28 protein-coding genes are annotated in these 26937 nt (G+C 34.9%); 16 read left to right on the top strand and 12 right to left on the bottom strand.

All coding sequences use genetic code 11. From position 1 onward, the window contains the following. Positions 1-8 precede the first annotated feature (8 nt). Complete coding sequence (locus tag M2373_RS17525; protein ID WP_259112441.1) at positions 9-1127, top strand: hypothetical protein; 1119 nt, start codon at positions 9-11, stop codon at positions 1125-1127. A gap of 106 nt (positions 1128-1233) precedes the next feature. Then, positions 1234-3453 (top strand): NADP-dependent isocitrate dehydrogenase, encoded by a 2220-nt coding sequence (locus M2373_RS17530; RefSeq protein ID WP_259112442.1) that lies wholly within the window; start codon positions 1234-1236, stop codon positions 3451-3453. A gap of 193 nt (positions 3454-3646) precedes the next feature. Here the strand turns inward: M2373_RS17530 and M2373_RS17535 are convergent, their stop codons facing one another. Beyond that, the gene (locus M2373_RS17535; RefSeq protein WP_259112443.1) at positions 3647-3985 is read right to left on the bottom strand and encodes a helix-turn-helix domain-containing protein; all 339 of its coding nucleotides are present in this window, start codon (positions 3983-3985) and stop codon (positions 3647-3649) included. Between the two features lie 104 nt (positions 3986-4089). Between M2373_RS17535 and M2373_RS17540 the strand changes: the two genes are divergently transcribed. The 8 genes from M2373_RS17540 (at position 4090) to M2373_RS17575 (ending at position 10909) form a co-directional block, all read left to right on the top strand. Continuing rightward, complete coding sequence (locus M2373_RS17540; protein WP_259112444.1) at positions 4090-4836, top strand: SDR family oxidoreductase; 747 nt, start codon at positions 4090-4092, stop codon at positions 4834-4836. A 195-nt stretch (positions 4837-5031) separates the two neighbouring features. Then, a complete protein-coding gene (locus M2373_RS17545) occupies positions 5032-6018 on the top strand; it encodes a heme-binding domain-containing protein (protein ID WP_259112445.1) in 987 nt (328 codons plus the stop codon). Further along, complete coding sequence (locus M2373_RS17550; protein WP_259112446.1) at positions 6018-6458, top strand: hypothetical protein; 441 nt, start codon at positions 6018-6020, stop codon at positions 6456-6458. Before M2373_RS17545 ends, M2373_RS17550 begins: the two co-directional genes overlap by 1 nt. 165 nt (positions 6459-6623) lie before the next feature. Further along, positions 6624-7640, top strand: coding sequence for a sensor histidine kinase (locus M2373_RS17555; RefSeq protein ID WP_259112448.1), 1017 nt, complete (start codon positions 6624-6626; stop codon positions 7638-7640). Next, positions 7621-8388 carry a LytTR family DNA-binding domain-containing protein gene (locus tag M2373_RS17560; RefSeq protein WP_259112450.1) on the top strand — a complete coding sequence of 256 codons (768 nt, stop codon included), beginning with the start codon at positions 7621-7623 and terminating at the stop codon, positions 8386-8388. Before M2373_RS17555 ends, M2373_RS17560 begins: the two co-directional genes overlap by 20 nt. A 300-nt stretch (positions 8389-8688) precedes the next feature. Beyond that, positions 8689-9435, top strand: a complete 747-nt coding sequence (gene mddA / locus M2373_RS17565) for a methanethiol S-methyltransferase (RefSeq protein WP_259112452.1) — start codon at positions 8689-8691, stop codon at positions 9433-9435. 261 nt (positions 9436-9696) lie between these two features. Beyond that, a complete protein-coding gene (locus tag M2373_RS17570; protein WP_259112454.1) occupies positions 9697-10470 on the top strand; it encodes a thioredoxin family protein in 774 nt (257 codons plus the stop codon). A 46-nt stretch (positions 10471-10516) separates the two neighbouring features. After that, positions 10517-10909, top strand: coding sequence for a DoxX family protein (locus tag M2373_RS17575; protein ID WP_259112455.1), 393 nt, complete (start codon positions 10517-10519; stop codon positions 10907-10909). Positions 10910-11062: 153 nt separating this feature from the next. Here M2373_RS17575 and M2373_RS17580 read toward each other — a convergent pair whose 3' ends face one another. The 4 genes from M2373_RS17580 to M2373_RS17595 form a co-directional block, all read right to left on the bottom strand. Then, positions 11063-12262, bottom strand: a complete 1200-nt coding sequence (locus M2373_RS17580; protein WP_259112457.1) for an MFS transporter — start codon at positions 12260-12262, stop codon at positions 11063-11065. A 59-nt stretch (positions 12263-12321) separates the two neighbouring features. Beyond that, the gene (locus tag M2373_RS17585) at positions 12322-13323 is read right to left on the bottom strand and encodes an aldo/keto reductase (RefSeq protein ID WP_259112459.1); all 1002 of its coding nucleotides are present in this window, start codon (positions 13321-13323) and stop codon (positions 12322-12324) included. Between the two features lie 87 nt (positions 13324-13410). Continuing rightward, positions 13411-14304, bottom strand: coding sequence for an AraC family transcriptional regulator (locus M2373_RS17590; protein WP_259112461.1), 894 nt, complete (start codon positions 14302-14304; stop codon positions 13411-13413). Between the two features lie 218 nt (positions 14305-14522). Beyond that, positions 14523-14945, bottom strand: a complete 423-nt coding sequence (locus M2373_RS17595; protein ID WP_259112463.1) for a hypothetical protein — start codon at positions 14943-14945, stop codon at positions 14523-14525. A 475-nt stretch (positions 14946-15420) separates the two neighbouring features. Here M2373_RS17595 and M2373_RS17600 point away from each other — a divergent pair, with 475 nt between their 5' ends. Beyond that, entirely contained in the window at positions 15421-15708 is a 288-nt protein-coding gene (locus tag M2373_RS17600; protein WP_259112465.1) for a GNAT family N-acetyltransferase, read from the top strand. A gap of 1 nt (position 15709) precedes the next feature. On the opposite strand, the gene M2373_RS17605 is transcribed toward M2373_RS17600, so the two are convergent. Beyond that, a complete protein-coding gene (locus tag M2373_RS17605; RefSeq protein WP_259112467.1) occupies positions 15710-16813 on the bottom strand; it encodes an MBL fold metallo-hydrolase in 1104 nt (367 codons plus the stop codon). 170 nt (positions 16814-16983) lie between these two features. Between M2373_RS17605 and M2373_RS17610 the strand changes: the two genes are divergently transcribed. The 4 genes from M2373_RS17610 to M2373_RS17625 all read left to right on the top strand — a co-directional run bounded on the left by M2373_RS17610 (position 16984) and on the right by M2373_RS17625 (position 20606). Continuing rightward, complete coding sequence (locus M2373_RS17610; protein ID WP_259112469.1) at positions 16984-18525, top strand: S41 family peptidase; 1542 nt, start codon at positions 16984-16986, stop codon at positions 18523-18525. Between the two features lie 15 nt (positions 18526-18540). After that, positions 18541-19104, top strand: coding sequence for a YdcF family protein (locus M2373_RS17615; RefSeq protein ID WP_259112471.1), 564 nt, complete (start codon positions 18541-18543; stop codon positions 19102-19104). A 39-nt stretch (positions 19105-19143) separates the two neighbouring features. Next, positions 19144-19977, top strand: coding sequence for an AraC family transcriptional regulator (locus tag M2373_RS17620; RefSeq protein ID WP_259112473.1), 834 nt, complete (start codon positions 19144-19146; stop codon positions 19975-19977). A gap of 62 nt (positions 19978-20039) precedes the next feature. Further along, positions 20040-20606 carry a YkgB family protein gene (locus M2373_RS17625; protein WP_259112475.1) on the top strand — a complete coding sequence of 189 codons (567 nt, stop codon included), beginning with the start codon at positions 20040-20042 and terminating at the stop codon, positions 20604-20606. 47 nt (positions 20607-20653) lie between these two features. Here M2373_RS17625 and M2373_RS17630 read toward each other — a convergent pair whose 3' ends face one another. From M2373_RS17630 to M2373_RS17640, 3 genes are all read right to left on the bottom strand, one after another. Continuing rightward, the gene (locus tag M2373_RS17630) at positions 20654-21247 is read right to left on the bottom strand and encodes a hypothetical protein (protein ID WP_259112476.1); all 594 of its coding nucleotides are present in this window, start codon (positions 21245-21247) and stop codon (positions 20654-20656) included. A gap of 25 nt (positions 21248-21272) precedes the next feature. Next, entirely contained in the window at positions 21273-21767 is a 495-nt protein-coding gene (locus tag M2373_RS17635) for an RNA polymerase sigma factor (protein ID WP_259112478.1), read from the bottom strand. A 198-nt stretch (positions 21768-21965) separates the two neighbouring features. Then, positions 21966-23594: an NADP-dependent glyceraldehyde-3-phosphate dehydrogenase gene (locus M2373_RS17640; protein ID WP_259112480.1), complete on the bottom strand. Its 1629-nt coding sequence runs from the start codon at positions 23592-23594 to the stop codon at positions 21966-21968. A gap of 268 nt (positions 23595-23862) precedes the next feature. On the opposite strand from M2373_RS17640, the gene tpx reads away from it, so the two are divergent. Further along, positions 23863-24435, top strand: coding sequence for a thiol peroxidase (gene tpx, locus M2373_RS17645; RefSeq protein WP_259112481.1), 573 nt, complete (start codon positions 23863-23865; stop codon positions 24433-24435). A 201-nt stretch (positions 24436-24636) separates the two neighbouring features. On the opposite strand, the gene M2373_RS17650 is transcribed toward tpx, so the two are convergent. The 3 genes from M2373_RS17650 to M2373_RS17660 all read right to left on the bottom strand — a co-directional run bounded on the left by M2373_RS17650 (position 24637) and on the right by M2373_RS17660 (position 26888). Continuing rightward, positions 24637-25080: a hypothetical protein gene (locus M2373_RS17650; protein WP_259112482.1), complete on the bottom strand. Its 444-nt coding sequence runs from the start codon at positions 25078-25080 to the stop codon at positions 24637-24639. Between the two features lie 26 nt (positions 25081-25106). Then, positions 25107-25700 (bottom strand): hypothetical protein, encoded by a 594-nt coding sequence (locus tag M2373_RS17655; protein ID WP_259112483.1) that lies wholly within the window; start codon positions 25698-25700, stop codon positions 25107-25109. 270 nt (positions 25701-25970) lie between these two features. Beyond that, complete coding sequence (locus M2373_RS17660) at positions 25971-26888, bottom strand: tetratricopeptide repeat protein (protein ID WP_259112484.1); 918 nt, start codon at positions 26886-26888, stop codon at positions 25971-25973. Positions 26889-26937: the final 49 nt, after the last annotated feature.

Below are 26937 nucleotides of genomic sequence, written 5' to 3' on the forward strand. Positions count from 1 at the left end.
TTTAAAACATGAAAAAATTATACGCTACTATAGGATTATTTCTTGCCACTTTATTAAGTGCACAGGTTCCACAAGCTTTCAGTTATCAAACGATTGCTTTCAATGCTTCCGGAGCTCCCATTGCAAACGGAAACGTTTCTTTAAGAGTAAGTATTTTAGAAAACTCCGCTACCGGAACCGCTTTATATACAGAAACCCATACTAAAACAACGAATGCTAAAGGTTTAGTTAATTTAAATATCGGACAAGGAACGGCTACAACAGGAAGTTTCGGAGGAATCAACTGGGGAACAAACACAAAATTCGTAAAAGTGGAAATGGATCCACAAGGCGGTTCTAATTACACAAATGTTGGAGTAAATCAATTAATGAGCGTTCCTTATGCTCAGGTAAGTAAAACAGTTGTGACAGGAGCAGGACAGGGCATTATACTTACTTCTCCGAATGGGGCAGCTTATACTTTAAACGTGAGTGATTCCGGGACATTGAGTTTACCACAAAACCAGTCCGGAGGTAATAATAATTTACCTCAAAATCTATATTTATATGGATCTTATAATTCTTTCAATGCTGCAAATGCTGAATTATTAAGAGTAAATACTAACGAAAAATATGGTTATAAATATTTTCCGGCGAATTCTCAGATAAAATTCATAACCGCGCAAAATGCTTCTGCAATGGTATATGGCTCTGATACCAATAATGCAATTGTTCCTAATGGAAACGCTTATAATATTACATCAAACGGATTTTATCAGATAAGCATAAAACCAACAGGATTTGTCGGGAATACAACTGTTTACACACCCTATATTTATAATTTCACTCCTTACATTTATTTTTCAGGAACATCACCGTCCTCACAGTCAAATATTACATATGATGTAAATACAAATACATTCAATATTCAGATAAACGGTGTAACTTCCTCGACAAAATTCAAAATAAATCTGGGAATGGGAGGCGGAAATACGGAGACAATCGGAGACAATCTTAGTGACGGAAACTTTGATATAAACGGACAGGACATTTCTTTCCCGGGAGCCAATTCTACTCCTAAAAACTATAAACTCACTTTTAAAATTAATTTTGACGCTACAGGAGCATATACAATTGTTCAATTATAAATTTAAAGAGGTACAAGCCTCTTTTTTTATGTAAAATAAGTTGAAAAAAGAATCATAATCACTAAATTTGTGGGACTTTAAAAATCAAATAATAAATAACAGTATAATGTCAGACAAATCAAAAATCTATTACACCCTTACGGATGAGGCTCCAATGTTGGCAACACACTCGTTTTTACCGATTGTAAAAGCTTTTACAAAATCAGCAAACATTGAGATCGCAGTTCCGGATATTTCTTTGGCAGGAAGAATCTTAGCAAACTTCCCAGAATTTTTGAAAGATGATCAGAAGATCGGTGACGCTTTGGCTGAATTAGGTCAATTGGCGACTCAACCTGATGCAAACATTATCAAATTACCCAATATTTCAGCTTCAGCACCTCAATTGGATGCAGCTATCGCTGAACTACAAGCTAAAGGTTTTGCAGTTCCAAATTATCCTGCAGAGCCTAAAAATGACGAAGAAAAAGCTATTAAAGCTAAATATGCAAAAGTATTAGGAAGTGCTGTAAACCCTGTATTAAGAGAAGGAAACTCTGACAGACGTGCTCCGAAAGCTGTTAAAAACTATGCAAAAGCAAACCCTCACAGAATGGGAGACTGGGCTTCTGACAGCAAAACTGATGTTGCTCACATGGACAACGGAGATTTCTACGGAACTGAAACGTCTACCACTCTTGAGAATGCTACAAAATATAAAATCGTTTTCAAAGGAAATGACGGTGCTGAAACTTTGTTAAAAGATTTTGCAGGTCTTCAGGCCGGAGAAGTGATCGATTCTTCTGTAATGAATCTAAATGCTTTGAGAGCATTCGTTCAACAGGCTATCGATGAGGCTAAAAACAGAAACGTACTTCTTTCTGCTCACCTTAAAGCTACGATGATGAAGATCTCTGATCCAATTATTTTCGGGGCGATTGTAGAAACTTTCTTCAAAGATGTTTTCACTAAATATACTGAAACGTTCAAGTCTTTAGATGTGAATCCAAACAACGGTCTTGCTGATCTTTTTGATAAAATCAAAGGAAATGCTCAGGAAGCTGACATTAAAGCTGATATCGAAACAGCTTTGGCAAACGGACCAAGAGTAGCAATGGTAAATTCTGACAAAGGAATTACGAATTTCCATGTTCCTTCTGATATTATTGTTGATGCATCTATGGCTGCTTTGGTAAGAGGCGGAGGAAAAATGTGGAACAAAGAAGGAAAAGAAGAAGATACAGTATGTATCATTCCGGACCGTTCTTACGCAGGTTTCTATCAGTCAGTCATTGATGATATGAAAGCGCACGGAAAATTAGATCCTACAACAATGGGTTCTGTTCCGAATGTTGGTTTAATGGCTCAAAAAGCTGAAGAATATGGTTCTCACGACAAAACTTTCCAGGCATCTGCTGAAGGAACAGTTGAAGTTCAGGATGAAGCCGGAGCTGTTCTTCTTTCTCAAAAAGTCGAAAAAGGTGATATCTTCAGAATGTGTCAGACTAAAGATGCTCCAATCCAGGACTGGGTAAAATTAGCAGTAAACAGATCAAGATTATCTGATACCCCTGCCATTTTCTGGTTAGACAAAGGAAGAGCTCACGATAGAGAAATCATCAAAAAAGTAGAAAAATATCTTGCTGATCACGATACAAACGGACTTGACATTAAGATTCTTGATGTTAAAGACGCTATGACAGAAACGTTACAGAGAGCAAGAGAAGGAAAAGATACAATTTCTGTTTCAGGAAACGTATTGAGAGATTATTTAACAGATCTTTTCCCAATTCTTGAGCTTGGAACTTCTGCAAAAATGCTTTCTATCGTTCCATTGATGAACGGTGGCGGTTTGTTCGAAACAGGAGCTGGAGGTTCTGCCCCGAAACACGTTGAGCAGTTCATCGAAGAAGGTTATTTAAGATGGGATTCTCTAGGTGAATTCTTGGCTTTACAGGCTTCTTTAGAGCATTTAGCACAAACTCAGGGTAACACAAAATCTCAGGTTTTAGCGGATGCATTGGATGAAGCAAATGCTAAATTCTTAGCAACTGATAAGTCTCCGGCAAGAAAAGTCGGACAGATCGATAACAGAGGTTCTCACTTCTATTTAGCAATGTATTGGGCTGAGGCATTGGCAAATCAAACTGCTGATGCAGAATTGGCTAAACAATTCGCTCCAATTGCAGAAGCAATGAAAGAAAACGAAGATGTTATCAATGCTGAATTAATCGGTGCTCAAGGTAAGCCTCAACAAATTGAAGGTTACTTCAAAACAGATACATACAAAACGTATGCAGCTATGAGACCAAGTACTGTTTTAAATGAAATCATCGACGGAATTTAATTTTCGATCTTGATATAAATGAAAAGCTCCTTTTTTAAGGGGCTTTTTTGTTTAAATAATAACGTTTGAGCGTCGTTTTTGTTATTCCGATGTAGAAGAATCTAAGCGTAGTATTGTAGATTCTTCACCCCATTCGTTTCGTTCTAAATGACACGAAGAAAATTAAGAAAAAGCTAATTCCTAATTCCTTAAATTAAATTTTATCCTCCACAATCACCCGTCTATGTTCCCTACCCCAATTGATCATTTCTCCGATAATATTTCCAAAAGTCCGGCAATATTCTGTAGGCTCATACTCAATTAAAACCGGCGTATCAGGGTAAACGGTTCGTTTAACCAATTTATTCATTTCCATATCTTTCAACTCTTTTGAAAGCATTCTTGTGGTAATTCCCGGAATACTTCTTTCAATTTCACGGAAACGTCTGTTGCCGTTGCAAAGTGAATTAATGACAGGAATTCTCCACTTTCCTCCAATAAAATAAAGGGTATCCTGCAATGCTCTAAGCTCTTCGGTTTGATCTCTTTCCATAATAACAAAGTTAAATGATATAATGAATGATACTGGTATACTCTGTGATACTGATTACAAAAGTATACCAATTTAAAATAACTTTGTCAAAAATTTTAAAAGAAATGAAAAAGTTTAATAACAAACTAGCCATCGTAACTGGTGGAAACAGCGGAATTGGATATGCAACCGCAAAAGAATTAATTGCAGAAGGAGCAAAGGTTATCATTACAGGAAGAAGAAAAGAAGCTATTGAAAAGGCGGCAGAAGAATTGGGAGCAATACCATTTGTTGCAGATCAGGCGAATCTTGAGGATCTGGATTCATTAAAAGAAGAAGTTGAAAACCAATATGGCAAAGTAGATATTCTGTTTATCAATGCCGGAATTACAGGAGGCTTAATTCCCATTGAAAATATGCCTGTTGACAACTTCGACAGTGTGATGAATATTAATTTCAGAGGAGCCTATTTTACATTGAGTAAATTCATCCCATTATTGAATGATGGGGCTTCTGTTGTTTTCTTATCATCCATTGTAGCGTCAACCTACAAACCTAACAGTTCAGTCTATCAGGCCAGCAAAGCTGCTTTAAATTCAATTGCAAAAACGGCCGCCGCAGAATTAGCACCAAGAAAAATCCGTGTCAATATGGTAAGTCCGGGACCTACAAAGACTGAAGTTATGACGAAAGCCGGTTTAGATGAAGAAAAACTTAAAAGCATCAATGAGTGGCTGATCGAAACAATTCCATTAAAAAAAATGGGTACTGCTGAAGATGTAGCAAAACTGGTTGTGTATCTGTCCAATGATAATATCGCCAGTTTCATAACAGGAACAGAAATCGTCATCGACGGCGGAATGCTGTTATAAGATAGAAGAATTGAAGCTGGATGCTGGAAGTAATATATAAGGACGTCACAGACTTCCCTCTTCCCTCATCCAGCTTCTAAATTTTTTTAATTCGCAAAATTCCATTTTCACCTTCCGATTTGTCCGTTTCACCTAATTTCAGATTTCAAAAACCTATTTAAGCCCCTACTTTTGAGCCATAAAAAATAAATCATTATGGACTCATTAAAGAAAAAAAGACCAGTAAAAAAGCCCATTGCTATTATATTTTTGGCGGTTTTAGGAATTTTTACCGTTTTACAGCTTTTCAACAAACCCTTAGAAGGAAAGCCTGTCACTAAAAAAATAGAAGCCCCTCGCGAAGTTCTCGCCATTCTTGAAAATTCGTGTTTTAACTGTCATTCAAATCAGCAAAACTTAAGCTGGTACGACAAAATTGCTCCTATTTCATGGGCCGTAAATAAAGATGTACAAAGAGCCAGAGAAGTTCTCAACTTCTCAGAATGGAATTATTCCGCAGGCGACCACCAGGGAAAAATGTTTGCCATTCTCAATATGATGCAGGCAGGGAAAATGCCTCTTCACAACTATACACTACTCCACCCTTCAGCTAAAATAACGGCAAAAGATGTAGAGACCATTAAGAAATATACCCTTTCATTATCCGGAATAAATACGGCTCAGAAAGAAGAAAAAAACATTCATCAAAATTCTGAACCGTCTAAAAATCCAGCACTTTCGAAATTTCCGGTTTCTCCCAACGGAGTACAGTATACCGATGATTTTAAACATTGGAAAGTCATTAGTATGAGTACACTTTTTGACAAATCAATACGCGTAATTTATGGAAATGACATTGCTGTAAAAGCCGTTGAAACAGAGAATTTTCACCCCTGGCCGGATGGAAGTATTGTCGTAAAATCCGTTTGGAAACAAGAAAAACTAGCAGATGGAGAAGTGAGAGCCGGAGAATTTGTGAATGCACAATTTATGGTTAAAGATTCAAAAAAATATACCGATACGGAAGGCTGGGGATTCGCTAAGTTTTCAGGAAAAGATCTTCATCCGACAGGAAAAACAGCCTCTTTTGCTAAAGAATCGTGTATTGCCTGTCACCGACAGTTAGGAGAAAAAACAGGATATCTTTTTGATGTTCCGATGAAAGTAAATACCGAAAGATTAATTAAAAACCTACAGAAATAATGAAAAGAATATTTTTTATCATAGTGTCAGTATGCGCTTTATTTACAGCATGTAAAATCGATGAACCGGATAAAGATTTACAACGGGTGGTATTTGATCCCGGGAATTTGAAATTTATTTCGACATCATTAAATCCTCAAAAAGAAACATCCTCCGCTTTATATGGAAATCAGGAAGCTTTGCAATCATTATCAGATGAAAATCATCAGCCCAAACCTAATTCAGAATTTAAACTAGTTACCTGGAAGTACCATGAAAATCCACAATACATTGGAGGAACGATCACCGGAGAACTACTGAATGTGGAAACGGTAAAAACTGATAAAAACGGCAACACATTATATCAGTTTAAAGATCAGTCGAAAACGGAAAATAATCCCACCAATAAAGCAGAAAGAATAAAATACATCATGACTTATAAACCAGTCGAAAGACCATAATAATAGTAAATTTGAACGTGATATCCGGAGTTGAGAAATCGACTCTGGATTCTTTATCAAAACAAACCCCTTTATATCGTTACTTTTTTTACTTTATGGGTTACAATTCACTATTCGATTTAAAGCTTTTTACATAACTTAACACCTTTAAAATCCGCAGTTGTCATGCAGCAACAAAAAATAAAAATTTCACAAGCCGTTATTTGGGTAAGTTCCCTATTTCTGGGGATTTTATCTTCGGTGCCACAACTCGCCTCCCATGCTTTCAACTGGGAAGAAGCAGTAGTAAACTCAGCGATTACAGCAGCTTTTTCAGTGATCATGTGGTATCTTAATATTTATATGCTTAACCGTAACGCCGGGAAAAGACGACAAAATATATCCTATTCAAGACTGATGGTTATTTTAGCCTTCGGAATGGTTGTTATGTTTGGTCTGGCCTGGATTCAGCAACTTATTTTATCACATATCAATTTTGGTCCCACTATGTTGATGGTAGAGGTTCGCGGGATTCTGATCAATCTTGTATGTTATATGTTTTTGACTTTACTGCAGAATAATTACGCAGGGCAACAGGTTCAGCTTGAACTGGAAAAAGTGAAAAGTGATAACCTCGGAGCTCAATACGAATTATTAAAACAACAGATTAATCCTCATTTTCTTTTTAACAGTTTAAACACATTAAAATCAATGGTCGAAACAAATGATTCGGAGTCGATTGATTTCATTATGAAACTTTCCGACTTTTACCGATTCACACTAGAAAGCAGAAAATTAGACCTGATTACCGTCCAGGAGGAAATGAAAATTATCGATTCATATATTTTTCTGCAAAAAGCCAGATTTGGTGAAGGAATTAAGCTAACCCAAGAATTGAATGATGACGTTTTAAAAACATTAATTCCACCTTTTACTTTACAATTATTAGTTGAAAACTGCATTAAACATAATATCGTTTCGCAAAGTAAACCTTTACATATTCTAATTTATAATTCTGAAAATAAAATTGTTATTGAAAATCCGATTCAGAAAAAAATGACCACAGAAGACTCGTTAGGAATTGGACTTGACAATGTAAAATTGCGTTATAAGCACCTTTTAGAACAGGAAATTGAAATCAACTCAGACGAAAAAATATTTCAAATAAAACTCCCTTTTATCCATGAATATAATCATTATTGAAGACGAATTCAGGGCCGCTAAATCTCTTCAGAATCTAATTTCAGATCTAAAACCCGAGGCCAGAATACTGGATGTTTACGACAGCATCGAAACCAGCGTAAATGCTTTCTCAAAAGGCATCAAACCCGATTTGATCTTCATGGACATCCACCTTTCAGACGGACTTTCTTTTGAGATTTTCAAACAGGCGGATATCACCTGCCCGGTAGTTTTCTGTACTGCATTTGATCAATATATGCTGGATGCTTTTAAAAGCAAAGGTGTCGACTATGTCCTGAAACCTTTTTCACGTGATGATATTGCAGAAGCATTCAGAAAAGTTGATGAATTAAAGAAGTTTTTTCAGAAAACAGAACTTCCGGACTTGGAAGCACTCATACAGAAAATCTCACTGCCTCAAGCCGTTGCGAAGAGCAGTTTTTTAGTATTTAAAAATCAAAAATATACCACCATTGCTACTGAAAACATCGCTTATTTTTATATTCACAATGAGATTACCCACTTGATGACCTTTGACAAACAGCAATTTCAGCTGAGTCAGACTCTCGGACAGGTTGCAGAGCAGGTTTCTCAAAAACAGTTTTTCAGAGTAAACCGACAGTATATCATCAATTTCAGTGCTATTAAAGAAATGGAGCATTATTTTCAACGAAAAATCCTGGTCAAATTAACCGTTGAAACGCCGGAGCAACTTCTGATTAATAAAGAAAAATCTCACAGTTTTTTTACCTGGCTGGAAGACCGGTAGAGAAGATGGAAGTTTGAGGAGGAAAATTATTAAGACCACAGTAAGACAATTTGGAGCTCATAAACCACTGACAAAGAAACTAACAGTAATCTCAAGCCTTCATCTTCAAGCTTCCAACCATCTGTATGCATAATTCCACCACATCAAAATTTAAAAAATATTTTAATTGGATATTTTTTTTAAATTTATATCCGACATCGAAACTCATTCATAAACAATCGTTTAACCGTTTTAAAAAAATAAAATTAATATAAGAAAAAAACCGTTTTAAAATTAATAACCATCACAAAATCAATAACCATGACAAAATCAATTATTTTTCTTTACGGAGTATTCGCTTACCTTGTCTTTCTTGTCGCTTTCCTGTATGCCATAGGATTTGTCGGCAATTTTATCGTTCCGAAATCTATAGACTCAGGAACTGAAACTTCTTTTACAGAATCTCTTATCGTCAATTTACTCCTGCTAAGTCTATTTGCCCTTCAGCACAGCATTATGGCCAGACCGGCATTCAAAAAATGGTGGACCAACTTTGTTAGTCCCGTCATTGAACGCAGTACCTATGTACTACTTTCAAGTAGCGCTCTTTTATTAATGTACAGCCAATGGCGCCCCATGAAAGGCATAATTTGGGAGGTTGAAAACGAAACAGCAACAATGATCATCAACGGCATTTATTTTTTAGGCTGGGTGATTGTGCTCATTTCTACATGCATCATTAATCATTTTGAGCTTTTCGGATTAAGACAAGTGATTCAAAATTTAAAAATTAAAGCTGCACAACCTGAAAACCACACATTTCAGGTGATTTATTTATACAAAATAGTAAGACATCCTATTATGCTGGGATTCCTGATTGCATTTTGGGCAGCACCTGTAATGACAGTCGGACATTTAGTATTCACCTTAACGACAAGTATTTACATTTTTATTGCGGTCAAATTTCTGGAAGAAAAAGATCTTGAAAAATTTTATGGAGAAGAATATAAAAATTACCAAAAAAAAGTACCCATGCTCGTTCCATTTATTGGCAAGAAAAACAGCTAATCTATTGATATTTTAAAACGAAATTATCTTGACCTTAAATTACCCTGATTGATATGATCAGGGTTTATTTTTATTCTATATTCAGAGTATCTTACTTTCTTTATCACTGCAAATCTTACCGGTTTTCACCTCTTCTCTCTTCCAGTCTCAAAAACATTTCCCCGTACAATTTCCGGGTTCACCTCACGATTTGTCCGGTTAAACCTCTTTTATATTCTTTCGCCTTGAGAAGGGATCTACATTTGAATAAAATTAAAAGAAATGATACTAAAAAATCTTATAGGAACGGCAGCTTTCGCAGCATTAATGTTTACTTTTTCAGCATTCGTTCACGAGGATAAAAAAGACAAGGAAACACAGAATATTTCAGTGAAGAACGATGGTTTTGCAGTTCTGGAGCTATTCACATCTGAGGGCTGTTCGAGTTGTCCACCTGCAGATCAGCTGATGGGTGAAATTGAGAAAAAATATAAAGACCAGCCGGTTTATATTCTCTCCTACCATGTTGATTACTGGAACCGAACGGGTTGGAAAGACCGTTTCAGCAATATACAGAATTCTCAGCGTCAACAGGAATATAGCAGCAAATTAGGGTCACAGATTTACACTCCTCAATTGGTTATCAATGGAAAAACAGAGTTTGTAGGTTCTGACAGAACAATGGCAGAAAGTTCTATTTCAGGTGCATTAAATGGTTTAAATGACCATAAAATTGATTTAAAAGCAAAAATTCTTACGAAAGAAATCAGTTTTAACTATAACGTCTCACAAGCGGGTCCTAAAGATAAACTGCTCATCACGTTCGTAGAAAAGCATGCTTCAACACAGGTTGGCGGAGGTGAAAACGAAGGTCGCAATCTACATCATTATCAAATCGTTCAGAAGCAATATCCGGTGGCTTTAGACAGCAAAGAAGGAACAGCAACATTTCCGATTCCCAACAATTTCAACAGCAATGACTGGGAAGTGATCGGTCTGGTTCAGAATACAAGAAGCGGAGAAATCATAGCTTCTACAAAGGCCATATTTAACTAAAACTTACATACAACAGAATAATATTAACAATTTAAAACAATAAAAAATGAAAACAAAAACAACAAAAATTATCTTTTGGTCAGGAGCAATCTTCATGTCATTATGGTTCGGAGCCAGCGGTTTCTTTGAACTAACAAAAAATCCTGTAGTTTGGGACATTACCCGACAATTGGGTTATCCACCGCACTTCATCTACATTCTTGGTGTCTTTAAATTATCCGGAATTATTGTTCTTTTAATTCCAAACCGATTATTAAGACTTAAAGAATGGGTATTTGCAGGAATGTTCTTCGATATCATTTTCGCATTCTTTTCCAAAATAGCGGTACTGGGCTTTCCGGCCACCATTGATGCTATTATAGCATTCACAGTACTTTCAGTCACATATGTTATGTTCAGAAAGATATATCATCCGGAATTAATTTTTGGAGAAGCTTAATTCAGCTTAAAGTAAAAATCTTATACAATCGTCTTTAATAAAAATAAATATCAACTTTTCAGTTTTCTTATGTTAAAAAATAAATCCTCCCATTTCTCCGGGAGGATTTATTATTAAAAATTATGAGTAGAAAAAATATAAATAAAAATTAAATCAGGCATGTGCCTTTCTAAGTTTTATCATGCTTAAAATAAGCAGTCCTAAAACTCCCAGTACAAAATACCCTTCTGCCACCTGCAACTGAATCTGAGGTTTGATCACCGCCACAATTCCGTAACTGATCGCAGAGGTGATGATGAATGCAATTCCACCCGTAAGACCACCGGCAATTCCTGCAGAATTCGGAAATCTCCCGATACAATAGGAAAAATAATTATTGAAAATAAATCCTGCCGTCACGTGAATCAAAAAGGCAAAAGCCACCAGACTGTAAATATTGCTTGAAAAATAGGAAGCAACAAACATTAAAATAATTAAAATCAGCTGAATAAAATTAGCATAACGAATTTTAGGTAAAAATGCTTTATTGATTAATGCTTTTCCTAAAAACCCTCCGGTCATCCATGCAAAACCAAGAATTAATGAAACATAGCCGGCTACAACTTCCGAATAGCCCATTTTATGCTCAATAATAAATGATCCGCATAAATTAAAAAACATAATCATGGAGTAACTCAACCCGCACATCAACATTCCGTAAAAAAAATCTTTCGCCTTAAACATCGATTCGTATTCTTTCATTAGGAATTCAATATGAAAAGGATTTCTTTTTTTCAGTGTTTCCCCCGAAAATAAAAACTCCAGAATCAAAAGTAACAAGCTGTAGCCTGCCAGAACATAAAAATTGGACTGCCATCCAAAGCTTTTCTGCAAATATCCACCGATAAACGGAGCAATAATAGGTCCTACCGACCAAACGATCGTCATAATACTGAGATAATGCTTTCGCTGTTCGCCTTCATAAACATCTACAAAAAATGCCCGTTTTGAAACTACCGCAAATCCCGATAAAATCCCCTGCAATACCCTCATTGCATAGATAACAAAAATATTCTGAGTGGTAGCCGTAATTAAAAATGAAACAACAAACAAAGCCAGCGACGCCATAGAAACCCTGTATCTGCCAAAGGAATCGACAATGCTTCCTGCAAAAAACTGTGTCAACCCGTAACTGATTAAAAATATAGACAGCGTAAGCTGAATATTACTTTCCGGCTGATGTAATTCTGTCGCCATACTCGGCATAGACGGCAAATAGATATCCGTTGCCAATCCCGACATCGGAATTACGGCAAAAGCCAAAATAGTGGCAATAAACTGATTTTTTTCTTTAAGAGTTTTCATTCCTGTCATTCAATCTTTTCATGAAATATTTAGCTTACTGAAAATCATTCAGAAAGCTAATTTTATTTTTAATTATTTACTAATTTCATAGAACCTTCACTGTAACGGTCACCAGTATCAGGATATTTTCTAAGGATAGCATCGATAGTCTGCAAATCTGACTGAGAAAGCTCAATATCGGTTGCTGCCATATTTTCTTCCAGATATTTAATTCTTTTTGTACCCGGAATCGGAATAATATCTTCCCCCTGATTCAATACCCAGGCAAGTGCCAGCTGAGTTCCTTTAACTCCTTTCGAAGCAGCAAAATCATTAATCTCTTTGGCTAAATTTCTATTATTTTCCAAATATTTTTCCTGGTAACGGGGCAGTGATTTTCTGAAATCTTCATCTCCAAGATTCTGAACCTCGTTGATATTGGCAAAAAGACCTCTTGCTAACGGAGAATAAGGAACCAAAGTAATTCCCAGCTCTCTGATGGTCGGTAAAATTTCCTTTTCAACATCTTTTGTTAAAATAGAATATTCTGACTGCAGTGCGGTAATCGGATGAATTTTATTTGCTTTTCTGATCGATTCAGCAGAAGCTTCTGACAAACCCAAATATTTCACTTTTCCGGCTTTTACCAAATCAGCCATTGCACCTACCGTTTCTTCAACCGGAACATTCGGATCAACTCTGTGTGCATAATAAAGATCAATTTCATCTATTTTTAATCTCTGGAGACTTAGATCTACTGCTTTTTTAATCCATTCCGGAGAACCGTCAAAATATGTTCCGGGAGCACCACTGTGACTTGCTTTCCCATCTTTAAATCTGAACCCGAATTTTGTGGCAATAAAAATTTTATCACGATTCGGAACTAAGACTTTTGAAATGAGTTTTTCATTCTCACCATTGGCATACATATCGGCAGTATCCCAAAAATTCACGCCCAGATCCAGCGCTTTATGAAGAGTACTGATGCTTTCCTGCTCATCTGCAGGGCCGTAAGCAAAACTCATTCCCATACATCCTAAACCAATAGCAGATAGCTGCTTTCCTGTGTTTCCTAATTTTCTAAATTTCATGATTGCTGTGGTTTTAAATTGATAGGACAAAATTATAACAGGAATTCTTCGGATGTAATATAGAATTCAAACGAAGAATTATAAAATTCAAACAAGCGAAGTTCTGACTGTATTGGGCGTCATTCCAGTCTGTTTTTTAAAATAATTGGTAAAATAGGCTGGCTCTTCAAATCCCAATCCATATGCAATTTCAGACACATTCCAGTCCGTATGTTTCAGTAAGGCATTAGCTTCCTGAATGATTCTTGATGTGATCTGCTGAGTGGTTGTTCTTCCCGTAATCTCCTTTACAGAGCGGTTTAGCGAATTGACGTGGATGGAAAGATTCTCAGCGTAATCAGTCGGAGTTTTTAATTTCAGAAATCTTTCGGGACTGTCAATCGGAAACTGTCTTTCCAGCAATTCCATGAATAAAGAAGCCACTCTTTGTGACGCATTCTGATAAGGCTCAAAATTTTCAGCAGGATGCATCTTCATGGTTTCATGTATAAGAAGGTGCAGGTAGGCGCGAAGCATATCGTATTTATGTAAATAATCAGACTGAATTTCAGTCATCATTTTAATAAAAATATCAGCAACAGTCTTCTGCTGATCCTCATTAATAAAGAAAACGGGAGTGCCTCCTATTTTAAAAAGCGGAGAATCCTGAAGATTTCCCAAACGGTTTCCCTCATGGATGAACTGATCTGTAAAAAGGCAGAAAAACCCACTTTGATTCGGATCTTCCGCTTCCCAGGAATATGGAATGACAGGATTGGAAAATAGTAATACAGGTCGGTCAATATTGATCCATTTATCGGCATAATGAAGCTTACCTCTTCCTATAATTAATGAAATTTTATAATAATCTCTTCTGCTGTAAGGCGTGATTAAAGAACAATTTTCACGTGAGAAGACATTGAAATGCCCTACTCCGGGTGTTTTTATACATTGTAAGCCTACACGTTTATAAAAAGCTTTAACTGTCTCGTTAGATTCCATGGACCAAAATTATAAAATTCAAACAACACTCCTACGGAAAATAATAACAATTGATAAAATAAATGTGGGATTGGGTGCGAGGTAAAAAACACGAGCTATAAGATTCGGGTCTGAAGTTAAGATAATTTAATTTTTACAGGACTTCATTCTATCCAATTCCTAAAAAAAGACTGATCTTTCGATCAGTCCTAAAATTGAATATAATAGTTGAAAATTGATTAATGATGTTTGTTTTTATTCTTTGAATGATAAGTTTTGGCCTTTTTATCCATATGCTTATATCTTTTATCATTATTTTTGTTTCGGTTGTAGACCGCTACAGGATTCTGACCTTTATAATATTTTGTTTTGAATTTCTGGTATTTTTCTCTTCCTAAAATCCTTTCCAGCTCTACATAACGATCATCTCGCCATCGGTCAGGATTATGTACATAGGTCTTATTCCATGAATCATAATCGTGGTAACGACCGTTTAAAGCATCAATTTGATTGGCTTGAGTTTTTGACAGGACTAAATCAGCAATGACCGTCTGCCAGTTAATATCTGAAATACTTCTTCTATAATCGTTATAATAATCTGACTGTGCATAGCTTAAACTAAAAGTCCCTACAAGCAGTGCCGTAATGAATATTTTTTTCATTGCCTCTTCATTTTTAAATTAATTACAATTAGATTCTCAATTTAAATGCCAAATCGATGAAAGCTACTCCCAATCTTTGTTAAAATTCCATACATCCCTTATAATCTTTGAAACATTTCCATATTTCTATTATCCCATTTGAGTTTTTTGTGCTGGAAATCATTATTATCATAATACCTATTTTACTGAATGGCCTCTTCTCCATGTTGGAAATGACTTTGGTATCCGGAAGAAACTTTCGGTTGAAAGTGAAAATGAAAAAAAGATAAAGGAGGCTATAAAATTGATAAGATTCTGAATACAAAATATGATTAATCAACAATCAAATATTGTTTAAAACGTTTCCAAATGACCATTTTTCCGGTAATTAATTTTAAAAGTTAATTTATAATTTGTAACTTTAAGAAGAGAATCTCATAAAAAGAGTTTCTTAAAACCTAATAAAAATGAAAGACTCAACCTAATCTCAATAGTTATGGAAAATGTAAAATTTGAAATATCTCCATATCAGGATGAATTGCAGATATTAATTGATGATAAAAAGGCAGGCTATATGTCCATAGAAATTGACGGTAAACTGTTGACTGTTTATTATACAAAGCTTGACGAAGAATTAGAAGGTAAAGGATATGCCAAAATGCTCCTTGACGAACTGGTACGGTACGCCGAAGAAAAAGATTTACTGGTAGATCCGGAATGTGATTTTGTAAGACAGCAATTTGAAAACCATCCTGCCAGATATAAAGACATCTGGCATGCCTGAGTTAATGGTTGTCTTCCCACCAATCTCCAAATACCTGATCTGCTTTATTTAAATCCAATGGCTCACCAATCATAGGGGTCAGAATATTCAGATTTTTTGCTCTTCCAAGGCTTGTTACTTTCTTCAGAGGTTCATTCCAGGGATGTAATGCCAGCGCAAATTTCGAAGAGTGCACAGGAATAATATTTTTGGCATTCACCTCTATACTTGCCTGAATTACATCTTCCGGCAATGCATGGATGTATTTCCAGGCTTCATTGTACTGTCCGTTTTCAATGATTGCATAATCAAACGGACCATACTGCTCACCAATCATTTTAAAATGTTTGTCATATCCGCTATCGCCTCCTAAAAATATTTTTTTGGTAGGAGTTTCTAAAACATATGAAGTCCAAAGTGTTCGGTTTCTGCTTATTTTTCTTCCTGAAAAATGTCGTGCAGGAGTATAAATTATTCTGATCCCGTTTTTAAGATCTACTTTATCTCCCCACTCCTCTTCAATAATCTGACTTTGCTGATATCCCCATCTTTCAAGATGCGCTCCAACGCCCAAAGGTAAAATCACTTTTCCCACTCTGTCTTTGATCTTTTTCACCGTTGGATAATCCAAATGATCATAATGGTCATGTGTGATGACAAGATAATCTAAAGCAGGAACATCTTCTGGTGTAAAAACATCAGCTCCGGCAAATGCTTTATTAAAATATTTAAACGGAGAACCATAAGTACTCAAAACAGGATCAATAAGAAAAGAAATACCATCCGTCTGAATATAATATGACGAATGTCCCAGCCAAATAAAAACATCCTGATCTTTAGGAATGCTCTTAAGATCTGTATGAATGGCAGGAACCATTTTATGAGGTTTTAAATAAGGATCTTTCTTCTTAAAAAAGAAATCGTACATCACCTTCGGCACACTGTGGCCTTCTGCAATAGACGGTGTGTAGCTAAGATTCTGGAACTGATTATTTTTATAATGCGGAGATTTTTTCATTCTCACCAATCTTTCTCCTTTGGGTTCTGCTCCAAACGCAGGTTGTCCCGTTATCACCATATATAATAAAAATCCTAAAGCCAGGATTGCAATAATTGTATACATCATGTTTTTAAAAAATAGGGTTCAAATTTATAACTTTAATATTACATGACGATCTGAAAGCGTTAAACCTTTATTTTTAACTAAAATTATAATGTCTTCAGAATAATTTATTATCAATTTCATGAAAGGATAATTTTAATCTTATTAATTTTGCGCGATAAAAAACCACAAACTTGAAAAACTATTACCCAATTTTATTTTTTATCATACTGCTCACCTCCTGCTCATCCATCAGGAAACACAATGAGCAAAGAGCATCCTGTATTTCACCTGAAAAGCTGAAAGAGGATGTAGATTTTACCTACTCCAAACTCAAGGAAATGCATCCCAAACTCTACTGGTACATTTCTAAGGAAAAGCTTGACCATCAATTTGACAGCCTGAAAAAGACGATTAACGAACCTCTTACTCCTATTCAGTTTTATTTTAAATTACAGCCTGTTATTGCTAATATCCGGGAAGGACATCTGGCATTGAGGATTCCGAGAAAAAAACTGACCAGAAGAGAAATCAAATCATTAGATGCCAAAAAAGGAATGTTCAGCCGCTTTGGATACTATATTCAGGATGATCATTTATATATTATAGAAAATAAAGATTCTATCGAAAATATAAAGCCCGGAACCGAAGTTTTATCCATCAACGATATTCCGGCTTCAGAATATGTAAAGAAATACCGAAGTTTAATCAGCAGCGATGGATTTAATACCACTTTTCAGCCTTATTTCCTGAAAGATGTATTCTTTAATTTTTATACTGCCGAAAACGGATTTACCAATAGTGCAAAAATAGAAACGCTCTACGAAGGCCAGCGAAAAACCATTACTTTACATCGAGAAATCAAGTCCGAAAAAGATCTTGAAGAAGATAAAGAACAGGAAAAAAGAACTTCAGAGAAGAAAGTAAACGATTATGTAGCGTTCACGAATTCATATAACAGAAACTTTAAGTTTTTGGATAAAGACAGCACTATAGCGTATATAAAAGTGAAAAGTTTTTCCAGCGATTATTCTAAAAAATTCTATAAAGAAACTTTTGAAAAGATTAAAAATTCAAAATCTGACTACCTTATTATTGATGTAAGAAATAATTATGGCGGAGCTTTGGATGAGATCAATAATTTATATTCTTACCTCTCACCTCAACCTTATGTTTTGATAAAACCTTCTGAAGTAACATCAAAACTTACTCCTTTAAGAACCAACTATTTCAGAAAAAGCACGCCCCTGGATTACGCCCTGAAAAGTATTTTTTATCCGACATTTGTATTTGCACAGACCTTCAGCACCTACAAAAAAGACGGTAAAGTCTACTACAAAATGAAAGCCAATAAGTCTGCAAAACCCCAGAAAAATGTATTTAACGGAAAGATTTTTGTTTTGATCAACGGCGGAAGCTTTTCAGCATCTTCAATCATCACGGCGAAGCTTAAAAATGATAAAAGAGTCACCCTTGTAGGTGAAGAAACGGGAGGCGCCAACGATGGGACTGTTGCAGGATTTTATTCTTATCAGAAACTTCCAAATTCTCATATAAAATTACCGATAGGACTTCTTTTAGTACAACCCAATATTAACTTTTCAAATACGAAAAGAGGTGTAATGCCAGATGTGACTATCAAAGAGACCATGCAGGATATCATTGACAAAAAAGATCCCCAGCTGGAATGGGTAAAAAGCGAAATTAATAATGAGAAAAAAAACAACACAAAATAACTCGTATTATTGCTTATGCTCAGAATTATTTTTCGGTTTTTTATAATTTCCTTTTCCGTTTTTGTGCTATGGTTTTTCATTCATTCTTTATTTATAACGGTTGACGGACTCTCTGATGAAGGTCAAAAAGCTGATCTTGCAGTAATTCTCGGAAGTAAAGTCAATGAGGACGGAACTTTATCTACCCGATTAGAAAAACGCCTTGAAAGTGGTGTTGCCCTTTACAATAATCATCGGATTAAAAAAATTTTAGTCAGTGGAGGACTAGGAAAAGAAGGCTTTTATGAAGGTAATAAGATGAAAGAATTTCTTATTACCAAAGGAATTCCTGATTCTTTAATTTTTGTTGATAATTTAGGTAATAATACGCGGGCAACAATCAACAATACGATTCAACTGAGATCAAAGTTTCATTTTAACAGTATTATTGTTGTGTCCCAATATTTTCACGTGACCCGAACCAAGAAATTATTTATACAAAAAGGAATACAGAATGTAAGCAGCGTAAGTCCGAGTTACTTTGAATGGAGAGATTTATATTCTATTTTAAGAGAATTTCCTGCTTATTATACCCAGTAGATCATCTGGATATTAAAGAAAATTATGTAGTTTTATCTGATGGAAAGTTCTTTTTTTTCTGTTCATAAAAAGGATTCAGGATACTTCAGCTCTATTTTCAGAGATTCGATGTATCACATTTTTCTATTTACAGGAAAAGGAAAAATTGTTGTTGATTTTACAGACTATGATTTTGATGGTAAAACGATATTTTTTTCTACTCCTTTTCAGAATATTCAGATTTTGAGTGAAGAAAAAATCAGTGTTGATGTTCTGGATTTCCACGGCGATTTTTACTGCATCGAATTTCATAAAAATGAAGTTGCCTGTAATGGTTTACTCTTTAATAATATTTATCTTTTTCCTCACTTTACATTGAATCAAGAGGTATTTAATGACCTTCTGAATTATTTCAAAAAAATTCAGGCAATCGATCTGAAGGAGGAATTTTCCGGATCTATTCTGCAGTCGTATCTCCAGCTCATTTTAGCGATCAGCAGTAAGGAAAAAAATAAAATTCTTCCTGATAAAGAATTGCTTAAAGATGATTTTAATTCGTTAAAAACGTTTCAGAATCTGGTAGAGGAATATTTTCTGACTGAGAAAAACGTCTCATTCTATGCAGATCTTTTAAATGTTACCTCAAATACTTTAAGCAAAAAGATAAAATCCCGTTTTAATAAAACTCCTTCCCAGATCATTCAGGAAAGAGTTATTCTGGAGGCAAAAAAGCAGATTCACCTAACCCGAAAGTCATTCAAAGAAATTGCTAATGAACTGAACTTTAATGATGAGTTTCATTTCAGTAAGTATTTTAAAAAATATACCGGAATTTCGCCGACTCAGTTCAGAAAAGAAGGCGGAATCTCTATTGTGGCAGATTTGTACAAATAGTATCCATAATCGTCTATTCCTTCATCCGCAGGTTCAGCATAATTTTGTCAAAAAAATAAATTATGTTACAAGTCTTAGCAAATTTAGAGAAAAACTTCATTCATTTTTTAAGAATCAGTATTTTTATCGTTATGGCATGGATAGGCGATCTAAAAGCTTTTCACTACGAAGCTGAAGGGATTATTCCGTTTGTCGCCAACTCTCCTTTCATGAGTTTTATGCTAAACAAAAAAGTATCGGATGCTGATAATTATAAACTTCATAAAAATAAAGAGGGTGAGGTTATTCAGGAGAATATTGAATGGCATAAATCCAATGGAACTTATCTTTTTTCTTACGGCTTAGGATCCATGATTGTTGCTATCGGAGTCTCAGTTTTATTAGGGATTTTTTATCCTAAAATAGGATTGGCAGGTGGAATTTTAACTGCGGGAATGTCATTTGTTACGCTTTCATTCCTTATCACCACCCCTGAAGTTTGGGTTCCTGATCTGGGAAGTTCCGAACATGGGTTTCCTTTACTCTCCGGAGCAGGAAGACTGGTTTTGAAAGATATCATAATGATGGCAGCCGGATTAGTTATTGCCTCAGATTCAGCAAAAGATATTCTGACATTCAACAGGGCATAAATTTTCCGGAATTACTAAGGTCGGGCTTTCAGCCCGACCTTAGTAATTTATTTCTCCAAATCTTTTAATAAATTTTCAATTTTGGCAATATGCTTACCGTAAAAATGTTTAAACCAGAAGTTTCCTATCAGATAAAGTCCAAACAGACCGATTAATACCGAAGATATAAGCGTGGTTGCAATACGCATATCTGACAATGGCTCTCTGCGCGGAATACATTCGATGACAATAATAAGTTCGCAGACCAGAAAAGGAACAAAGCTGAGGTAAAAAGACAGATAATATTGCTTATTAAGATTAAGCTGTTGCAAAAGATCTTTCAGTGCATCGTATGTCTTTAAAACAGGACTGCCCATTTCTTTATAAAGCTTGAAAAATTTACTGAAAAAGAAAAATGTCACAAATCCCATCGATATCAATAGAATATCTATATAAAATTTAAATTTAAAAGGAGCCTCACACAGGCTGATCAGTGCAAAAGCAAAGACAAATATCCCTACCGTAGACCAAAATTCCATGCGCATATTCTTACGCATTTTTTCCAGGGGAAGATTAATTTTATTTTTATGTTCCATGCTGATTTCAGGTGTTTCCTGGGAAACATCATCATTCCATGCATTTTTTAGTTCATCTATATTCATTGCGGTTATTTTAAAAAGTTAGAATTTATTTTGAGTTTAAGATATCTTTCAGTTTATTTTTTGCGCGGTTCATTTTCACCCTTACATTCCCTTCAGAAATACCCATCTGCTCCGCAATCTCTTTTCCGGAGAAATCTTCGAGATAATAGAAGATAAAAGCCTTATCAATGGGATTTAACTGATTAATTGCTTTATACATTTTATCCAGTTTTTCTTCTTTTTCATGATCATATTCGTCCTGGATTATTTTATAATTAGAAAAATCTTCGTTGCCTATAAAACTTCTTTTCTTTTCAGATTTCAGAAAGACAATAGCTGTATTTAAAGCAATCCTGTAAAGCCAGGTTGAAAATTCACTTTGCCCTCTGAATCCGGGATATGCTTTCCAGACCTGATACGTAATCTCCTGAAAAAGATCATCTCGGTCATCTTTTTCATCCATATACATTTTGGAAATCTTAAAAATGATTCCTTTATGTTTTTCGATTTTATTTAAAAATTCTTGTTCTAATGAGGTCATGGTTTCAAACTCTGAAGGGTTAGTGTCATTTAAAAAAAAATGTTACAACTTTATTTAAAATAAAAGTTCATATCAAAAGTATTCCCATCTGATGCTGCAAAAATATTAATTCAATATAACCATATAACTGTTCTGTATATTAAAAAGCCGCAATAAAATTACTTATTGCGGCTTCATTGATATAAATCAGATATTTAATCAGAAGATATAATCTGTGCTTAAAAAATTAGAATCATGATCCCTTACAATGGTATTCAATAGATCTTTATTAGAATCTGTAATTTTCGCAGCTACCAAAGAGCGTATTGAGAACGAACGAAGCGCATCAAAAACAGAAAGTGTACCCTCGGCACTGTCTTTTCTTCCTGTAAACGGGAAAACATCCGGACCTCTTTGCGCCTGACAGTTGATATTGACACGGCTCACTAAATTCACAAACGCGTCAATTAATTTTGAAACTTCCTGTGCATCTTCACTGAAAATACTCACCTGCATTCCGTGGTCTGCATTGACCTGATAATCGATGGGCTCATCAATATCCTCAAAAGAAACAACAGGAATCACCGGACCAAACTGTTCTTCGTGATACAGTTTCATCGTACTGTCCACAGGATACACAACGGCAGGAAAAACAAATGAAGCTTCATTATATCCTCCGTTTTCATTGAGAACTTTTGCTCCTTTTGACAAAGCATCATCAATACATTCTTTCAGATAAGGTGGTTTATTTACTTCCGGAAGCGGAGTGATTTTAACGTCTTTTTCCCAGGGAAGACCCGCTTTTAAAGCCGAAACTGCAGCAGTCAGCTTTTGGGTAAACTCTTCGGCAACTTCTTTTTGTACAAAAATCAATTTCAGCGCTGTACACCTCTGACCATTGAACGAAAGAGATCCTAAAATACATTCGCTCACCGCGACATCAAGATTCGCATTTTTAGTAACGATCGCTGCATTTTTTGCATCTAAACTTAAAATAGCCCTTAAACGATTAACTTTAGGATGCAGTTTTTTCAATCCGTTGGCCACTTTACTGGATCCAATGAATGCCAGAACATTTACTTTTCCGCTTTCCATAATCGGTGTGATAATTTCTGCTCCCTTTCCGTATAGTGTATTCACCGTTCCTTTTGGAAAAGCTTCTTTGAAAGCATTCAGTAAAGGATAATGTGCAAGAACACCATGTTTCGGAAGTTTAAATAGGATGGTGTTTCCCATAATTAACGCAGGAATCAGGGTCGTAAAAATTTCATTTAGCGGATAATTAAATGGCCCCATGCTCAATACCACTCCAAGCGGAGCTCTCCTGATCTGGGCAATAGTGCCTTCCGCCTGCTGAAAACGCGAAGATTCGCGGTCTAAATCCTTCAGGGCATCAATGGTCTGGTTAATATAATCTACCGTTCTGTCAAATTCTTTCGTAGAATCAGGAAGTGTTTTTCCTATTTCCCACATCAATAGCCTGATAATGATATCACGCTGCTGAATCATCAGATATACAAACTTCTGCATACATTTTATACGGTTTTCAACAGACATGGTCGGCCATTCTCCAAGACCGTTGTCATAAGCTTTTACTGAAGCTTCAAGAACTTCCATCGCTTCTTTAGGAGATATATTCGGAATACTTCCCAGGAGTTTCCTTTCCAGTCCGTTTTCTGTAGGAATGCAAATCGGGGAATAGATATTCTGAACATCCCCGTTCCACTCTACCAACTCTCCGTTTAAGAGATAAACACGCTGGTGAATTTCGGGAACTTTATATTCTTCGGGAATTTCATTTTCGGTTTTAAAAATTTCGTGAAATGATGGTTTTGATACTGAATCCATAAATCTTTTTATTTTTTAATAATTAAGTGTAAAATTTGAATAGAATAAAGGTAGACGGAAAAATTGATTTTAAAAATAGCTGTTTAATAGATTCGCTCTATTTAATGGGTATTTGAATTAAAATTAATCTTCGGCATGTTAAAAAAGAATACATTTGCTTAAAACTTTTATTTCCAAAGCGTTTAACTTTAAAATATTCAAATCATCTAAATATCCGAGGCTTTCTATCCTTAGCAGCCTGAATTTAACTTATAAAAAAATAAAGTTCATGTTTTCAAAATTATTTTTCAGCACATTATTATTTTTCACGGCACTCACTTTTGCACAAAATTCCAAATCTTCCAACACCGTTTTGATGGGAGGAAAACCAGTACATACTTATGCTAAATTACCGGCAGTCAATAAAGCTGCTCCCAAATTTACTTTAACGGATGTTGCCATGAAAGATCAGACCCTTGACTCTTACAAAGGAAAATATATGATTCTTAATATATTTCCAAGTGTAGATACCGGTGTGTGTTCAGCTTCTGTACGTCATTTCAATGAAGATGCAGCCAGCCTTCCCAACACTGTAGTCCTTTGTATATCTAAGGATTTACCTTTCGCTCAAAAAAGATTTTGTGGTGCCGAAGGGATAAAGAATGTAGTGATGCTTTCAGATTTCCGCTCTGATTTCGGAAAAACATATGGTGTAGAAATTACTGATTCTGTGATGAAAGGTCTTTTAAGCAGAGCGGTGGTTGTCATTGACCCTTCCGGAAAAATTGTTTACGAAGAGCAGGTTGCCGATATTTCTCAGGAGCCTAATTATGAAGCAGCAATTAAAGCTGTGAAAAATTGATTCTTGATTTTTAAAATATCAATTTAATTATAAACAGATGCTTCGACTTCGCTCAGCATGACATCGCTACAAATTTTCCATTCAAATATTACGGTTATTATTAGAGTTGTCATGTTGAGCTCGCTGAAGCATCTTTGAATAAACATTCCGAATAAGATTTATATTTAATCTGTGAAAATATTTTATCAATTAATCTCCGTCTCAACCAATCGAATTAAATTCCCTCGTAGAATAATATAGAAACAGCAACGTCAATAAATCATCCACAGAATCTTCAACCTCAACATGAAAAATAGCATCTTCAAATCTCTTTTTCTCTTCTTTTATTTCTATCAATAACTTTTCTTTTTCAAATAATCGATTGGTTTTATTTAATTTAAATTGATAAATTCTTACTCCTTCTCCAGATTTTATGATTCTTTCTTTGTTCAAATCTGTAAAATAAATTACATCGTTTCCATTAAAAAGTTCAACATCATTTTTTAAAAAACCAACATTCTTAATATCATAACTTCTGAAATTAAAGACAATATAATGTCTGAAATAAAAAAAGTTATTGTTATTTACAATTCTCCCAATTTCCTGATTATCCTGTGAGAGCAGTACAAATTGCTTTTTGTGATATTGAGCAATATATCTTTTCATTAATTCTTTTTAGACTTTTTAGACTTTCACTTCTTTTTCGTCGTTACCAAAATTACTCCATTTTTTCCTTTCTTACCATACATTGTGGTGGCAGAATTACCTTTCAGCACATTCATTGCTTTTATAGAATTGGAATCAATAGTCTTAAATTTCTTTTCACTGATTATTTTCCCATCCATTACATATAAGGGTTTATAATTGCTTATTTTTTCTGAATATACTCCTCCTAAAACGATGAAAGAATCTACAGTATCTTTTTTTACCGGTTGAGGTGCCACTTTTCCTATAATTCCTCTTTGCTTTACCACAACTTCTTTAGTTTCACACTGCTGCGCATTTACCGAGACAAAACCTCCTGCTGTCACCACAAAACCTACCGCAAATTTAGAAAATAATGAATTGATATAGGAATATTGCAAATCTCTGTTAAGCTGTGATTCATTAAAGTTCCCACAAATACTTTCCTGGACAGGATTCGAAAATGCATCTATAATTTCTTCATCAGAAGCAACGGTAAAATCCTGAACGGTTTTATCACAAACAGAACAGAATTTCCCTTTTTCATCAGGAGTCATATTGCTCCAATCTTCATGACATGGTTTTGGTATGGTAAGTTTCATAATAATATCCTTTTAAGATATAGATGAAGGATTTGTGAAAAAGGTTGGAAAGCTTTTGATTATTTTATGAAGCTTTTGATCAATACTCCCTATACATCAATCAATCCGGATAATATCATTTTAATTAAAACAAATGGAAATAGCCTATATATTTTATACTTAGTGACAATTCGATTGTTACTTAAACTAATTTCAAAGAAGACAAGGAAAACTTTAATTACAGACTGGTTAATAATCGTGACAGATTTATTAGTTAATCTTCAAAAAGGTCTATTTAAGCATCAAAATAATTTTTTTCCTGAAAATAAACACAACTAATCCTGAAAAGCTAATTGCTAAAACAGATAGAATGGTATACATCAAATTTATTGTTGACTCATTCAGTAAATTTTGTTTAGATTCTATTTTATTATTTATTTTAGAAACAGAAATTATCCTTTCCTTAAGTAAAGGTTTTTGAAAGCCAAATAATTCAGATCTTCTATAATCTTCTAATGCTTCATTTTTTAAACTTAATAAAAAAGAAATATTTCCTAAATCAAATATAAGCTGGGCGACAATCTGATCTTTAGGATGTACAAACGATACTCTTTCATTTAACTGATAAAAGAGTGCTTTTCGAAGTTGCTGCAACTCGTATTTGCTTAATTTCGTCATGGGTACTTTTTCTGTTCCAAAATCAGTATTCAATAAAAATTGGGAAGTCAAAAACTGATCTCCATTCATTTTACTCTTTAAAATATTCACATGAATCCATTCTGACCCGGAATGGGAGTCGGGATCTATAACAACAGATTTTTCGATCCACTGTAAAGCTTTCCTGTTATCTCCTGCCAATTCGTAGGCTGTACCTATATTTGAAGCTGTTGAATATCTTCCCGGTTTGATTCTCTCAATTTCCTTATAGAGATCAATAGCCTCATTATATTGATGAAGGATTATGAGAATGTAACCTTTATCAGATAAATAATCTATATCTTTTGTTTTCTTATACTCTTTTTCCAAATTCTTCATCATCTTATTCAATTCTTCAGCGCTATAAAAATGGTGTCCTCTCGGAACCATACCCGGATGACTGAAAGAAATTTCAGTCCCATCTTTAAGCTTCTTTGTTTCTCCATTCAAACATGCAGCTGACGGAATTGAAAATAACAGCCCGAAAACTATGCTAAAAAAGTATTTTCTCATATCTAACCACCCTTATTTCCTGATTACGGTGTGCATTAAAAATAAAAAA

Source organism: Chryseobacterium sp. JUb7, assembly GCF_024806495.1.
GTDB lineage: Bacteria > Bacteroidota > Bacteroidia > Flavobacteriales > Weeksellaceae > Chryseobacterium.

Coding starts and splice junctions, on each gene's coding strand:
- M2373_RS17635 (WP_259112478.1), bottom strand. CDS start 21,767: ATGACCTCATTAGAACAAGAATTTTTAAATAAAATCGAAAAACATAAA.
- M2373_RS17660 (WP_259112484.1), bottom strand. CDS start 26,888: ATGAGAAAATACTTTTTTAGCATAGTTTTCGGGCTGTTATTTTCAATT.
- M2373_RS17630 (WP_259112476.1), bottom strand. CDS start 21,247: ATGAATATAGATGAACTAAAAAATGCATGGAATGATGATGTTTCCCAG.
- M2373_RS17605 (WP_259112467.1), bottom strand. CDS start 16,813: ATGATGTATACAATTATTGCAATCCTGGCTTTAGGATTTTTATTATAT.
- M2373_RS17570 (WP_259112454.1), top strand. CDS start 9,697: ATGATACTAAAAAATCTTATAGGAACGGCAGCTTTCGCAGCATTAATG.
- M2373_RS17620 (WP_259112473.1), top strand. CDS start 19,144: ATGGAAAGTTCTTTTTTTTCTGTTCATAAAAAGGATTCAGGATACTTC.
- M2373_RS17540 (WP_259112444.1), top strand. CDS start 4,090: ATGAAAAAGTTTAATAACAAACTAGCCATCGTAACTGGTGGAAACAGC.
- M2373_RS17580 (WP_259112457.1), bottom strand. CDS start 12,262: ATGACAGGAATGAAAACTCTTAAAGAAAAAAATCAGTTTATTGCCACT.
- M2373_RS17560 (WP_259112450.1), top strand. CDS start 7,621: ATGAATATAATCATTATTGAAGACGAATTCAGGGCCGCTAAATCTCTT.
- M2373_RS17615 (WP_259112471.1), top strand. CDS start 18,541: ATGCTCAGAATTATTTTTCGGTTTTTTATAATTTCCTTTTCCGTTTTT.
- M2373_RS17640 (WP_259112480.1), bottom strand. CDS start 23,594: ATGGATTCAGTATCAAAACCATCATTTCACGAAATTTTTAAAACCGAA.
- M2373_RS17545 (WP_259112445.1), top strand. CDS start 5,032: ATGGACTCATTAAAGAAAAAAAGACCAGTAAAAAAGCCCATTGCTATT.
- M2373_RS17555 (WP_259112448.1), top strand. CDS start 6,624: ATGCAGCAACAAAAAATAAAAATTTCACAAGCCGTTATTTGGGTAAGT.
- M2373_RS17600 (WP_259112465.1), top strand. CDS start 15,421: ATGGAAAATGTAAAATTTGAAATATCTCCATATCAGGATGAATTGCAG.
- M2373_RS17530 (WP_259112442.1), top strand. CDS start 1,234: ATGTCAGACAAATCAAAAATCTATTACACCCTTACGGATGAGGCTCCA.
- M2373_RS17625 (WP_259112475.1), top strand. CDS start 20,040: ATGTTACAAGTCTTAGCAAATTTAGAGAAAAACTTCATTCATTTTTTA.
- tpx (WP_259112481.1), top strand. CDS start 23,863: ATGTTTTCAAAATTATTTTTCAGCACATTATTATTTTTCACGGCACTC.
- mddA (WP_259112452.1), top strand. CDS start 8,689: ATGACAAAATCAATTATTTTTCTTTACGGAGTATTCGCTTACCTTGTC.
- M2373_RS17535 (WP_259112443.1), bottom strand. CDS start 3,985: ATGGAAAGAGATCAAACCGAAGAGCTTAGAGCATTGCAGGATACCCTT.
- M2373_RS17525 (WP_259112441.1), top strand. CDS start 9: ATGAAAAAATTATACGCTACTATAGGATTATTTCTTGCCACTTTATTA.
- M2373_RS17575 (WP_259112455.1), top strand. CDS start 10,517: ATGAAAACAAAAACAACAAAAATTATCTTTTGGTCAGGAGCAATCTTC.
- M2373_RS17550 (WP_259112446.1), top strand. CDS start 6,018: ATGAAAAGAATATTTTTTATCATAGTGTCAGTATGCGCTTTATTTACA.
- M2373_RS17590 (WP_259112461.1), bottom strand. CDS start 14,304: ATGGAATCTAACGAGACAGTTAAAGCTTTTTATAAACGTGTAGGCTTA.
- M2373_RS17655 (WP_259112483.1), bottom strand. CDS start 25,700: ATGAAACTTACCATACCAAAACCATGTCATGAAGATTGGAGCAATATG.
- M2373_RS17595 (WP_259112463.1), bottom strand. CDS start 14,945: ATGAAAAAAATATTCATTACGGCACTGCTTGTAGGGACTTTTAGTTTA.
- M2373_RS17650 (WP_259112482.1), bottom strand. CDS start 25,080: ATGAAAAGATATATTGCTCAATATCACAAAAAGCAATTTGTACTGCTC.
- M2373_RS17585 (WP_259112459.1), bottom strand. CDS start 13,323: ATGAAATTTAGAAAATTAGGAAACACAGGAAAGCAGCTATCTGCTATT.